The 12,958-nt window shown below is 60.9% G+C and carries 9 protein-coding genes, 1 pseudogene and 1 riboswitch; of the genes and pseudogenes, 9 read left to right on the forward strand and 1 reads right to left on the reverse strand.

The features are described 5' to 3' along the window. The first annotated feature begins 128 nt into the window (after window positions 1–128). Window positions 129–342: riboswitch (cobalamin riboswitch) on the forward strand. A 99-nt stretch (window positions 343–441) separates the two neighbouring features. The 5 genes from cobW (at window position 442) to BK662_RS03430 (ending at window position 9,038) form a co-directional block, all read left to right on the forward strand. After that, window positions 442–1,503: a cobalamin biosynthesis protein CobW gene (gene cobW / locus BK662_RS03410; RefSeq protein ID WP_123356712.1), complete on the forward strand. Its 1,062-nt coding sequence runs from the start codon at window positions 442–444 to the stop codon at window positions 1,501–1,503. Between the two features lie 3 nt (window positions 1,504–1,506). After that, window positions 1,507–5,373 carry a cobaltochelatase subunit CobN gene (cobN, locus tag BK662_RS03415; RefSeq protein ID WP_123356714.1) on the forward strand — a complete coding sequence of 1,289 codons (3,867 nt, stop codon included), beginning with the start codon at window positions 1,507–1,509 and terminating at the stop codon, window positions 5,371–5,373. A 161-nt stretch (window positions 5,374–5,534) separates the two neighbouring features. Continuing rightward, window positions 5,535–6,542, forward strand: coding sequence for a magnesium chelatase ATPase subunit I (locus BK662_RS03420; RefSeq protein ID WP_123356716.1), 1,008 nt, complete (start codon window positions 5,535–5,537; stop codon window positions 6,540–6,542). 119 nt (window positions 6,543–6,661) lie between these two features. Next, window positions 6,662–7,207, forward strand: a complete 546-nt coding sequence (locus BK662_RS03425; RefSeq protein ID WP_123356718.1) for a vWA domain-containing protein — start codon at window positions 6,662–6,664, stop codon at window positions 7,205–7,207. 184 nt (window positions 7,208–7,391) lie between these two features. Next, window positions 7,392–9,038: a phospholipase D-like domain-containing protein gene (locus BK662_RS03430; RefSeq protein WP_123356720.1), complete on the forward strand. Its 1,647-nt coding sequence runs from the start codon at window positions 7,392–7,394 to the stop codon at window positions 9,036–9,038. Window positions 9,039–9,207: 169 nt separating this feature from the next. Here BK662_RS03430 and BK662_RS03435 read toward each other — a convergent pair. Next, window positions 9,208–9,543: pseudogene (locus BK662_RS03435) on the reverse strand (thioredoxin family protein); the annotation flags it as partial. Window positions 9,544–9,922: 379 nt separating this feature from the next. Here BK662_RS03435 and BK662_RS03440 point away from each other — a divergent pair. The 4 genes from BK662_RS03440 to BK662_RS03455 are packed head-to-tail and all read left to right on the forward strand — an operon-like array spanning window position 9,923 to window position 12,946. After that, the gene (locus BK662_RS03440) at window positions 9,923–10,771 is read left to right on the forward strand and encodes a transporter substrate-binding protein (protein ID WP_123356722.1); all 849 of its coding nucleotides are present in this window, start codon (window positions 9,923–9,925) and stop codon (window positions 10,769–10,771) included. A gap of 52 nt (window positions 10,772–10,823) precedes the next feature. After that, window positions 10,824–11,486, forward strand: coding sequence for an amino acid ABC transporter permease (locus BK662_RS03445; protein ID WP_018927655.1), 663 nt, complete (start codon window positions 10,824–10,826; stop codon window positions 11,484–11,486). Between the two features lie 9 nt (window positions 11,487–11,495). Further along, window positions 11,496–12,158, forward strand: a complete 663-nt coding sequence (locus BK662_RS03450; protein ID WP_123356724.1) for an amino acid ABC transporter permease — start codon at window positions 11,496–11,498, stop codon at window positions 12,156–12,158. Next, entirely contained in the window at window positions 12,155–12,946 is a 792-nt protein-coding gene (locus BK662_RS03455) for an amino acid ABC transporter ATP-binding protein (protein ID WP_007898263.1), read from the forward strand. The genes BK662_RS03450 and BK662_RS03455 overlap by 4 nt, the downstream gene beginning before the upstream one ends. Window positions 12,947–12,958: the final 12 nt, after the last annotated feature.

The raw sequence follows: 12,958 nt of genomic DNA on the forward strand, positions 1-12,958 counted from the left end.
ATACCGAGGCGATTCCATCGCGAGCAGGCTCGCTCCCACAGGTGACCGCATTTCAATGTGGGAGCGAGCCTGCTCGCGATGGGGCCGGTGGCGGCGATACAAGACATTGACCCGCCCCCACACGATGCGTAGCCTTGCGCTTTCGAGGTTCTTCGGCATCTGCCGAAGCTAAGAAGGGAACGCGGTCGATGCCGCGGCTGCCCCCGCAACTGTGAACGGTGATGTTCGCTGCCACGCCACTGCAAGCCCTGATCCATCAGGTTCGCGGGAAGGCGCAGCAAACGCCAGTCGAACGATTGGCACACCGTCAGCCAGGAGACCTGCCTCGACACAGATTCTCACTACAACCGGGCGGGGTGATCCGGTGGCGGAACTCTTGCGCGCGCACCTGCCGCTGCGATTGTCGTCCCGTATGCCCGCCACCTTGCCAAAGGGCATCCGATGAAAACACTGGCCAAACTCCCCGTCACCATCGTTACCGGCTTCCTCGGCTCGGGCAAAACCACCTTGCTGCGCCACATGCTCGACAACGCCCAGGGCCGTCGCATCGCGGTGATCGTCAACGAGTTCGGCGAGCTGGGCATCGACGGCGAAATCCTCAAGCAGTGCTCGATCGGTTGCACTGAAGAAGAAGCCAACGGTCGCGTCTACGAACTGGCCAACGGCTGCCTGTGCTGCACGGTTCAGGAAGAATTCTTCCCGGTGATGCGCGAACTGGTCGCTCGTCGCGGCGACCTCGACCACATCCTCATCGAAACTTCGGGCCTGGCCCTGCCAAAACCTTTGGTTCAAGCCTTCCAGTGGCCAGAAATCCGCAGCGCCTGCACCGTTGACGCGGTGATCACCGTGGTCGACAGCCCGGCCGTCGCTGCTGGCACCTTCGCTGCGTTCCCGGATCAGGTCGATGCCATGCGCAAACTCGATCCGAACCTGGACCACGAATCGCCACTGCACGAGCTGTTCGCCGACCAACTGGCCAGCGCTGACCTGGTGATCCTCAACAAGGCCGACCTGATCAGCGCTGAGGACTTGGCCCGCGTGCGCCTGGAAGTCGCTGAAGAACTGCCGCCAGCGGTGAAAGTCATCGAAGCCAGCAGCGGTCGTCTGCCACTGGACGTGCTGATCGGCCTTGGCGCCGGTTCGGAAGAACACATCGACAGCCGCCACAGCCATCACGATCATCACCATGAAGGTGAAGACGACCATGACCATGACGCGTTTGACTCCATCTCTATCGAACTGCCGCAAGCCGACGAAAGCCTGCTGATGGATGCGCTGACTCAATTGGTGGTCCAGCACGGCATCCTGCGGGTCAAGGGCTTTGCGGCGGTGCCGAACAAGCCGATGCGCCTGCTGATCCAGGGCGTGGGCACGCGTTTCGACAAGCACTTCGACCGTCAGTGGGGCGCTGAAGAAGCGCGCACCACGCGTCTGGTGTTGATCGGTCAGGATCTGGACGCAGTTCAGCTCGAAGCGCAATTGCGCGCTGCGCTCAGCGTTTAAATCATGCACCTGCTCAGGACCCAGCCCGGCGGTTTCGTGTCGGACGACAACATCGCCGACCTTGGACAAACCCCCGCCGAGCTGGTGATCCTGTGCAGCGGCGATTCCAGCCTGGCGTTGCTCGCCGAAGCGGCGCAACAGTTGCCCGACGATTACCCGAGCGTGCGCCTGGCCAACCCGATGCAGGTGCAGAATCACGCCTCGGTCGATCTCTACGTCGACGAAGTGCTGCGCCACGCCAAGGTGATTCTGATCTCGCTGCACGGCGGCATCGCCTATTGGCGTTACGGCATCGAGCGTCTGGTGGAATTGTCCGAGCGCGGCGTGCAGCTGATTCTGGTGCCGGGGGACGATCGCCCGGACCCGGAACTCAGTGACCTGAGCACCGTAACCGCGCAAGACCGCGATCGGCTCTGGCACTTCCTGCGTCAGGGCGGCATGGCCAACGCGCTCGACCTGTTTCGCTGCCTCGCCAATCGCTGGCTGGGCCGCGACTACCCATGGTCCGAGCCGCAAACCCTGCCACGCACCGCGATCTACCACCCGCAAAAAAGCCCCGCAGAACTGAAGAATTGGCAAGCCGACTGGCAAGCTGATCAGCCGGTGGCGGCAGTGCTGTTTTACCGCTCGCATTTGCAGGCGGCGAACACTGGTTTCATCGATATTTTCTGCCAGCGTTTGCAGGCGGCGGGGTTGAATCCGTTGCCGATTGCGCTGGCCAGTTTGAAAGAGCCCGGCTGCCTGACGGTGGTCGAGGATTTGCTGGATGAAGTCGAGGCGGGGGTGATTCTCAACACCACCGGTTTCGCCCAGTCCAGCCCCGAAGCGCCGCACCTGCGGCCGTTTCGCCGCAATATCCCGGTGATTCAGGCGATCTGCGCCCAGGACAATGAACCCGGTTGGCGCGCCAGCGAACAGGGGCTCGGTCCCCGCGACCTGGCGATGCACATCGCGCTGCCGGAGCTGGACGGGCGAATTATCAGTCGGCCGATCAGCTTCAAGGATCTGGCGTGGCGCAGCGAGCGCAGTCAGTCCGATGTGGTCTGCTACCGGCCGCAACCTGAACGCATGGATTTTGTCGCCGAACTGGCGCGGCGCTGGACCGATCTGGCGCGGGTGCCCAACAGTGAAAAACGCATCGCCCTGATCCTCGCCAACTACCCGACTCGCGATGGGCGTATCGGCAACGGCGTGGGTCTCGATACACCGGCCGCCGCACTGAATATCCTCCGTGCCCTACATGCCGAAGGTTATCCGCTACCGGCCGAGTTGCCGGACAGCGGCACCGCATTGATCCAGCAATTGCTCGGCGGCGTCAGCAATGACCTCGACACCCTTGACCAGCGTCCCTGCCATCAAAGCCTCGCGCTGGACGATTACAACCTGATGTTCAACGCGCTGCCCGAGGCTAATCGCCAAGCCGTGCTGGAGCGCTGGGGCACACCCGAAAACGATCCAATGTTCCGTGGCGGGCGAATGATGATTGCCGGTCTGCGCTTCGGCCTGACCTTCGTCGGCATTCAGCCGGCCCGGGGTTATCAGGTTGACCCGAGTGCGGTGTATCACGACCCGGACCTGGTGCCGCCTCACGGCTATCTGGCGTTTTATTTCTGGTTGCGCAACACCTACGGCGCTCACGGCGTGATCCACGTGGGCAAGCACGGCAACCTCGAATGGCTGCCGGGCAAGGGCGTCGGGCTCTCGGAAAACTGCTGGCCGGACGCATTGCTCGGGCCGCTGCCGAACATCTATCCGTTTATCGTCAACGACCCGGGCGAGGGCGCCCAGGCCAAGCGTCGTACGCAGGCCGTGATCATCGATCACTTGATGCCGCCACTGACCCGCGCCGAAACCTACGGTCCGCTGCGTAATCTCGAATGGTTGGCCGACGAATATTACGAAGCGCAGTTGCTCGATCCGCGCCGCGCCCGGGAGTTGCAGCGTGACATCCTGCAACTGGTGCGCGACACGCACATCGACCGTGAACTGCAACTGGACGAGAAGCTCGACAGCGATGCCGATGCGGCGATCTGGTTGCCGCGTCTGGACACGTACCTGTGCGATTTGAAGGAGTCGCAGATCCGCGATGGCCTGCACGTGTTTGGCGAGTCGCCGGTAGGGCGGTTGCGAATCGATACCTTATTGGCCTTGCTGCGTATTCCTCGCGGCGATGGTCGCGGGGCGCAATCGAGCTTGCTGCGGGCGCTGGCCAAGGCGTTCGTGCTAGGTTTCGATCCGCTGGATTGCGCACTGGCTGAGCCCTGGAGCGGACCTCGACCGGATGCCTTGTTGTCGATCAACGATGAAGTCTGGCGCACCGCAGGTGATACCCGTGAACGTCTGGAACTGTTCGCCGCTCAATTGATCTCGCAGACACTGAGCACGCCTCAAACCGATCCCGGTCCCTGTGGGAGCGAGCCTGCTCGCGAATCGGTTGATCATTCAACATTGATGTCGATTGACCCACCGCTTTCGCGAGCAGGCTCGCTCCCACAGGAGAGTGGTTGGTCCGACGTGAGCGCCATCATCGACAGCCTGCGCAACGTTGTCGCTCCACGTCTGGACGCCTGCGGCCCGGCAGAAATGCGCGGCTTGCTCGACGCCCTCAGCGGTCGATTCGTCCCCGCCGGCCCGAGCGGCGCACCGAGTCGCGGCCGTCTGGACGTGCTGCCCACCGGGCGTAATTTCTATTCGGTGGACGTGCGCAACCTGCCGACCACCACCGCATGGCGCATCGGCTTCCAATCCGCGAACCTGATTCTTGAGCGGCACTTGCAGGACCACGGCGATCACCTGCGGCAGCTCGGCCTGTCGGTCTGGGGCACTGCGACCATGCGCACCGGCGGCGACGACATCGCCCAGGCCATGGCGCTGATGGGCGTGCGACCGGTCTGGGCTACCGGCAGCCAGCGCGTCGATGACTTCGAAATTCTGCCGTTGAGTTTGCTGGACCGGCCGCGCGTGGACGTGACCTTGCGCGTCTCCGGATTTTTCCGCGATGCCTTTGCCAACCTGATCCGGCTGTTCGACGCCGCTGTGCAAGCGGTCGCCGCGCTGGATGAACCGGACGATCTCAACCCGTTGGCGGCCAAGGTCCGTGCCGAGCGAGAAGCGCTGCTGGAATCCGGTCTGGATGAAGAAGCGGCGCGGCGGCAGGCCGGCTGGCGCATCTTCGGGGCCAAACCGGGTGCTTACGGCGCGGGCGTGCAGGGCGCCATCGACGGTCGCTTGTGGCAAAGCCGCGAAGACCTGGCCGAGGTTTACCTGAACTGGGGCGGCTACGCTTACGGCGGCTCCGATGACGGCACCGCCGCCCGCGAACAGTTCGCCCAGCGCCTGAGCCAGGTACAGGCAGTGCTGCAAAACCAGGACAATCGTGAGCACGACTTGCTCGATTCCAACGATTATTACCAGTTCCAGGGTGGCATGCTGGCGGCCGTCGAAAGCCTCAGCGGTGAAGCGGCGGCCAGTTATCACGGCGATCATAGTCAGCCGGACTTGCCGAAGATCCGCACGTTGAAGGAAGAGCTGAACCGGGTGATTCGTTCCCGTGCGGCCAATCCGAAATGGATCGACGGGGTCAAGCGCCATGGCTATAAAGGCGCGTTCGAACTGGCGGCGACGGTCGATAACCTGTTTGCGTTCGACGCCACCACGCAGTTGATCGACGACCACCAATATGCGTTGCTGGCGGACGCCTATTTGCTTGATCCAGCGACCCGGGAGTTTGTCCGCGAACACAATCCCCATGCCCTGCGCGACATGACCGAGCGCATGCTCGAAGCACAGCAGCGGGGAATGTGGAAAGAGCCGGGCGAGTATCGCGAGGCACTGGAGAGTTTGTTGCTGGACATAGAAGAAGACGGCTAGTGCGCTTAAACCTGTGGGAGCGGGCTTTTTCGCGAATGCGATGGGTCATTCAATATTGATGTTGGCTGACACGCCGCCTTCGCGAGCAAGCCCGCTCCCACAGGGATGAAGGTGCCTGTGATATTTGCTGATGGATCACCGACCATGACTGAGATTTGAAAATGACCGACACCCCCCATTTCCCGCTCTCCGCCGTGGTCGGCGCCGATGACTTGAAACTCGCGCTATACCTGACCGCCATCGACCCGAAAATCGGTGGCGTGTTGATCGAAGGCCCGCGCGGCATGGCCAAGTCGACCCTGGCCCGAGGCCTGGCAGACCTGTTGGCCAGCGGTCAGTTCGTCACCTTGCCCCTGGGCGCCACCGAAGAACGATTGGTGGGCACCCTCGACCTCGACGCGGCCCTGAGCGAAGGGCGCGCACAGTTTTCTCCCGGCGTACTGGCAAAAGCCGACGGCGGCGTGTTGTATGTCGATGAAGTCAATCTACTGCCCGATCACCTCGTGGATTTGCTGCTCGACGTGGCCGCCAGCGGCACCAACCTGATCGAGCGCGACGGGATTTCCCATCGGCATTCGGCGAAGTTTGTGCTGATCGGCACCATGAACCCGGAAGAGGGCGAACTGCGTCCGCAATTGCTCGACCGCTTTGGCCTGAACGTCGCCCTCAGTGGCCACACCGCACCCGCCGAACGCGGCCAGATCATCCGTCGCCGACTGGATTTCGACAGCGACCCGCAAGGGTTCTGCGCCGAGTGGGAAAGCCAGCAACACGCACTGCGCGAGCGTTGCCAAAAGGCGCGCTCGGCACTGGCGAACATTCCCCTCGACGATGCCGCGCTGGCGCAGATCACCGAGCGTTGCTTTGCTGCCGGTGTCGATGGCCTGCGAGCCGATCTGGTGTGGTTACGCGCGGCCCGGGCTCATGCGGCATGGCGGGGCGCAAACGCGATCAGCGAGGACGATATCGACGCGGTCGCCGAGTTTGCCTTGCGCCATCGTCGTCGCGAACACTCGCCACCGGCGCCGCAACAATCCCAGGCACCGCAGCCGCCCTCCACCGGGCATTCGAACCCGAGCGAAGGTCAGGGCCAGTGGGGCGAAATGCCCGCCCAGGCGCTGCCGGTCGGCGCTCGACGTGAAGTGCCGAGCTGGCCAAAAAAGCCCTAGGCATTCGCCCTCGATCGGACGCGGGGGCGAATGCCAGACCCCGCGCAGGAAGGCTGGATCACGGTAAACAGGGCAAGCATCACGCAGCCCGTAGCGGATCGATCAATTGGCCCGGCACTTTGCTCAATGGCCGACCGCGTCAACGCGACGATGTGCTGTTTCACCTGCGCACCCGCAGTCCTCATGAATTATGGCTGGTGATCGTCGACGCCTCGGCCTCGACACGACGCCATCAAGCGTTGAGCGATGCCAAGGGACTGTTGGCGCAACTGTTCGACGATGCCTATCGACAGCGTGCGCGCTTGGCTTTGCTGACCGCCAGCGGTCATGTGCCGAAGTGGCAGGTGCAAGGGTTGAAAGCTTCCGCTGGCTTGCGCGACTGGCTCGAAGGGCTCGGGGCAGGTGGCGGAACGCCGATGCTGGCGGCGCTGGGCGAGGCAGGGCACTGGCTGGCGGCACGGCAAAAGCGCTTTCCGGCTGAACAGCAACGGCTGCTGCTGGTGACGGATGGGCGGGTGAAGGAATGGTCAACGTTGCCGGCGCTGGATTGCCCGGGGTTGCTGATCGACATTGAGCGCGGGCCGATTCATCTTGGCCGGGCAAAGGTGTTGGCAGCGCAGTTGCAGGTTGATTATCGACATATCGATGAGCTGATTTCAGGTTGAGTTTTGTGCTGACAGTATTGACCCCATCGCGAGCAGGCTCGCTCCCACATTTGATCTGCGGCGTTCAAAATCCCATGTGGGAGCGAGCCTGCTCGCGATGGCATCACCTCGGAATCGGATAATCGCAGTTCATCTGCATCGCTGCCCTATGCTGCTGTAAGCAAGCCAATCACAGGAGTGACCCATGCGCGTTCTAGCCCGCAACGACCAGGACGATTTTCGCGTCAAAGCCTACGCTGGCACCAACGGTGTGTTGCTGGCCATCGATGTGGCCGAACCCCGCCGCAAAGGTCTGCTGGGTTTCGCCATCGAAAAACAACAAGGCAGCAAACCCTGGTTGTTTCTGTTCAACAGCCTGACCTTCCCTGGCAAAACTCATACGTTCCCCCAGTTTCACGCCACCCCCAGCGATACCGCGCCGCTACAGAAATTTCGCTGGGCCGATTACGCGGTCAATCCAGGTGTGACGATCCATTATCGGGTTCACCTGGCCTACGGCACCGCCGACGCGCCACAATTAGGTGAGTTTCTGGAAGTGACGCTCACCACCGACAATGGCCTTCCAGCGGGCCAGAGCGTCATCTTCAACCGGGCGGTGGCCGCGAGTCAGGCCTTCCAGCGCAAATTCGCCGATCTCGATGCGCTGCTCAGCACCAACAAGAAACTGCCCATCGAAGCCTGGCCCGACGCTCCACGGCAATGGTTGGAAAATGGTTTGCTCGCACGCTTGCTGGGGTTCATCGAACGGGCCGAGGATGGCCAGTGGGCGCTGGACATCGCGATTTATGAATACCAGTTGAAAGTGATCGTTGATGCGGTGAACGCCGCCTTCGAGCGCGGCGTAAAGGTTCGGGTTCTGTACCACGCCCAACCGGACGAAGACACCACGGCGCTGAACGAAGCCAGCCTGGAAAAAATCCCGGCGGCGAACAAACGCGGGCGAGTCACCCACAACATTTTCCACAACAAATTCATCGTCCTGAGCCGACTCGACGGGGCAGGGCAGCATCAGCCCGAAGCGGTACTCTGCGGCAGCACCAATTTCACCGCCAACGGCGTTTATCGTCAGGCCAATGTTGTGCATGTGCTGGACGATGCTCGGATCGGCGCCAGTTATCTGCAAACTTTCGAGCAAGTCTGGGCCGCACCAGCGGACGTCGGTGCCACACGGGAATGGCTCACGGAACACAATCCGATGCAGCCGGACCAGGCGCTGTTCGCCGGCTTCTCACCGCGCTCGGGCCAGGGCGACTTGCGTGAGTTCGTCGACATCATCAACGCCGCCAAAAAGGACCTGCTGTTTGTCACGGCATTCACCTTGCCGGACGAAATACTCAACGCCTTGCTCGGCCAGCCCCACGACGACATCTTGCGTTACGGCTTGCAAAACACCGTCAGCAGCATCACCGGTTTCCACGCCGACCGCACTGCTCAGTTCGCCGCCACCGCGCTGCTCAACACCGGTCTGGAAGGCTGGCTCAAGGAAAACATGAAAGGCCAGAAGGGCAATCTGCTGGTGCATACCAAAGCCATCGTCGTCGACTTCACCAGTGACACTCCGACCATCATCAGCGGCAGCCACAACCTCAGCGAGGCGGCCAGCAACGGCAATGACGAGAACTACCTGATCATCCGTGGCGACACCGACCTGGCCGATCGTTACGGGCTCGAACTGCTGCGCTTTTACGAGCATTACCGGTTCCGCTACTTTGCAAAGAAACTGCAACTCAAGCAGGTCCGGCCATTGGCGGCCGATGACAGCTGGACCAATGACTATTACCTCCAGGGCGATTTGCGCATGTTGTCGCGGTTGCGCTTTGCCGGACGATAAACAACCTGGTGATTCCCTGTGGGAGCGAGCCTGCTCGCGATAGCAGTTAATCAGTCATCAGAGATGTTGAATGTGAGGCCCTCATCGCGAGCAGGCTCGCTCCCACAGTTGACCGCGGTGTTCGGATAGGCACGGTCCAATGTGGGAGCGAGCCTGCTCGCGATAGCGATCATTCAGACGACGCAAACATCAACCGTACATTCAGCAGCTCCCGTGCCCGTGGTGCGGTGCATAAAGTGCTGAGGGTTTTCTGCAACCACGGTAAGTCATGGCGGGGTTTGCGGGCAATCTGTATGGGCCTGAGCTTGCCGATGTGTTTTTTGAAGTCTTCTTCCAGAGTTTGTCGGGTGCCAATTCCCTTGAGCTTCTTCAGCAGCTTCCCTTCCTTGTAAAACAGCACGGTAGGTGTTCCGGTGACTTCCGGATGCTTGGGCGATTCGCCGGTGTTGAGCATGTAGATTTGCGCGTGGTGCCGATACGGTTCGGCAATCTGACGAAAAATCGGCCCGCAGCCATGGTCGGGCGGGTGGACATCGAGCTCATTGGAATCTCCTTTTCAAAGATAAGCGAAGGCCTGTCGACGTTGAAGGAGGTGAGCAGATGGGTCTACTGTCAGAAATTACAGGGGGCATCTGCTTCATTTTGAATCGCTACGGCTTCAAATGTGGTGCAAATACTCGAGCGTTGTGTCCCACGGTAGCGTTCTCGTATTTGTGCGTTTCGTAACGCCTTCCTTGCGTTCACGCGCATCCATCTGATTCAAAACACTTTTCAATTCCCCCGAGATTCCGCCCATAACCTGTGGCACACTTTCTGCTGTCTATTCCGTTGTTACATACCTATTTCCGGTATAGCGGAATAAACATGACCCTGGAGTGCTTGCCATGCATCGCCGACCTTCGTTGTTTAAAGCGTGTGTTTTCGTTCTCGCGGCTTCGGCCGCTGTCATGGGTGTCGCCCAAGCGGCAGACAGCAAGCTCGACAGCGTGCTGGCCCGTGGGAAGTTGATCGTGGGCACGGGCAGTACCAATGCGCCGTGGCACTTCCAGGGAGCGGATGGCAAGTTGCAGGGTTTTGATATTGATATCGCGCGGATGGTGGCCAAAGGGTTGTTCAACGACCCGAGCAAGGTCGAGTTCGTGGTGCAGTCGTCCGATGCGCGGATTCCCAATCTGCTGACCGACAAGGTCGACATGAGTTGCCAGTTCATCACCGTGACCGCCAGCCGCGCCCAGCAAGTGGCGTTCACCCTGCCGTACTACCGCGAAGGCGTGGGCCTGTTGTTGCCGGCCAACAGCAAGTACAAGGAAATCGACGACCTGAAGGCCGCCGGTGACGGTGTGATCGTGGCAGTGCTGCAGAACGTGTACGCCGAAGAACTGGTGCATCAGGCGCTGCCCAAGGCCAAGGTCGATCAGTACGACAGCGTGGATTTGATGTATCAGGCGGTGAACTCCGGTCGTGCCGATGCGGCGGCCACCGATCAGTCGTCGGTGAAATACCTGATGGTGCAGAACCCTGGTCGCTATCGCAGCCCGGCCTATGCCTGGAGCCCGCAAACCTATTCGTGCGCCGTCAAACGCGGCGACCAGGACTGGTTGAACTTCGTCAACACCGTGCTGCATGAAGGCATGACAGGCGTTGAGTTCCCGACTTACGCGGCGTCGTTCAAGCAGTGGTTCGGTGTCGATCTGCCGACCCCAACCATCGGTTTCCCCGTCGAATACAAATGATCCCGTGAGAGCGGGGCGGTTTTAAATCGCCCCGCTCAAGGTACTGCTGACCATGAACTATCAGTTGAATTTTGCCGCCGTGTGGCGCGATTTCGACACCTTGCTGGCGGGGCTCGGTCTGGGCCTTGAGCTGGCGCTGGTGTCGATTGCCATCGGCTGCGTGATCGGCCTGCTGATGGCGTTTGCTTTGCTGTCAAAGCACCGCGCATTGCGGGGGCTGGCGTCGGTGTATGTGACGGTGATCCGTAATACGCCGATTCTGGTGTTGATTCTGTTGATCTACTTCGCGTTGCCGAGCCTGGGCATTCGTCTGGACAAGATCCCGTCGTTCATCATCACCCTGTCGCTGTATGCCGGGGCGTACCTGACCGAAGTGTTTCGCGGTGGTCTGTTGAGCATTCCCAAGGGGCTACGTGAAGCCGGCCTGGCCATCGGGCTCGGTGAGTGGCAGGTCAAGGCGTATATCACCGTGCCGGTGATGCTGCGCAATGTGCTGCCGGCCCTGTCGAACAACTTCATTTCGCTGTTCAAGGACACCTCGCTGGCGGCGGCGATTGCTGTGCCGGAGCTGACCTATTACGCGCGCAAGATCAATGTCGAGAGCTACCGGGTGATCGAAACCTGGCTGGTGACCACAGCGCTCTATGTTGCGGCCTGTTACCTCATTGCCATGATGCTGCGTTACCTCGAGCAGCGTCTGGCGATTCGCCGATAGGAGGCCCCCATGTACGAATCCCCCGGTTGGTTGCATGAGTTATGGGTGGCGCGGGACGTCCTGTGGCAGGGCTTTCTGACCAGCGTGCAGTGCTCGGCGCTGGCGATTTTGTTGGGCACGCTGGTCGGCATCGTTGCAGGTTTAGTGCTCACCTATGGCACGTTCTGGATGCGCGCGCCGTTCCGGTTTTATGTTGACATCATTCGCGGCACGCCGGTGTTTGTATTGGTGTTGGCCTGCTTCTACATGGCGCCGGCACTGGGCTGGCAAATCAGCGCATTCGGCGCCGGCACCCTGGGGCTGACGCTGTTTTGCGGCTCCCACGTCGCCGAGATTGTGCGCGGTGCATTGCAGGCGCTGCCCAGTGGCCAGATGGAAGCGAGCAAGGCCATCGGCCTGACGTTTTACCAGGCACTGGGCTACGTGTTGTTGCCCCAGGCGTTGCGGCAGATCTTGCCGACCTGGGTCAATTCGTCTACCGAGATCGTCAAGGCCTCGACGCTATTGTCGGTGATCGGCGTTGCCGAATTGCTGCTCAGCACCCAGCAGATCATCGCCCGGACGTTCATGACCCTGGAGTTTTACCTGTTCGCCGGTTTGCTCTTTTTCATCATCAATTACGCCATCGAATTACTCGGCCGGCACATTGAAAAGCGGGTGGCCTTGCCATGACACAAGCTCAAGTTTCGACACAGAATCAAGCGCTGCTGGACATCCGCGGCCTGCACAAACAATACGGCCAGCTCGAAGTGCTCAAGGGCGTCGACTTGACCATGCAGCGCGGCAACGTGGTCACGCTGATCGGCTCCAGCGGCTCGGGCAAGACCACGCTGCTGCGCTGCGTGAACATGCTCGAAGAGTTCCAGGGCGGGCAGATTCTGCTCGATGGCGAATCCATCGGCTATCACGAGGTCAACGGCAAGCGCGTGCGTCACGCGGAAAAAGTCATCGCCCGCCATCGAGCGATGACCGGCATGGCGTTCCAGCAATTCAATCTGTTCCCGCACCTCACCGCATTGCAGAACGTCACCCTCGGCTTGCTCAAGGTCAAAAAGCTGCACAAGGATGAAGCCGTGGCGCTGGCGGAAAAATGGCTGGAGCGGGTTGGCCTGCTGGAACGCCGCGATCATTACCCCGGTCAGTTGTCTGGCGGCCAGCAACAGCGCGTGGCGATTGCCCGGGCGATTGCGATGAACCCGAGCCTGATGCTGTTCGATGAGGTCACCTCGGCCCTCGATCCGGAACTGGTCGGCGAAGTGCTGAACGTTATCAAGGGCCTGGCCGAAGACGGCATGACCATGCTGCTGGTGACCCACGAAATGCGCTTTGCCTTCGAGGTGTCGGACAAGATCGTATTCATGAATCAGGGGCGGATCGAAGAGCAGGGGCCGCCCAAGGAACTGTTCGAACGCCCGCAGTCGCCGCGTCTGGCGGAATTTCTCAAGAACACTCGTTTTTAATTTTTTCAATCA

The organism is Pseudomonas frederiksbergensis, assembly GCF_003732275.1.
Taxonomy (GTDB): Bacteria; Pseudomonadota; Gammaproteobacteria; order Pseudomonadales; family Pseudomonadaceae; genus Aquipseudomonas; species Aquipseudomonas frederiksbergensis_H.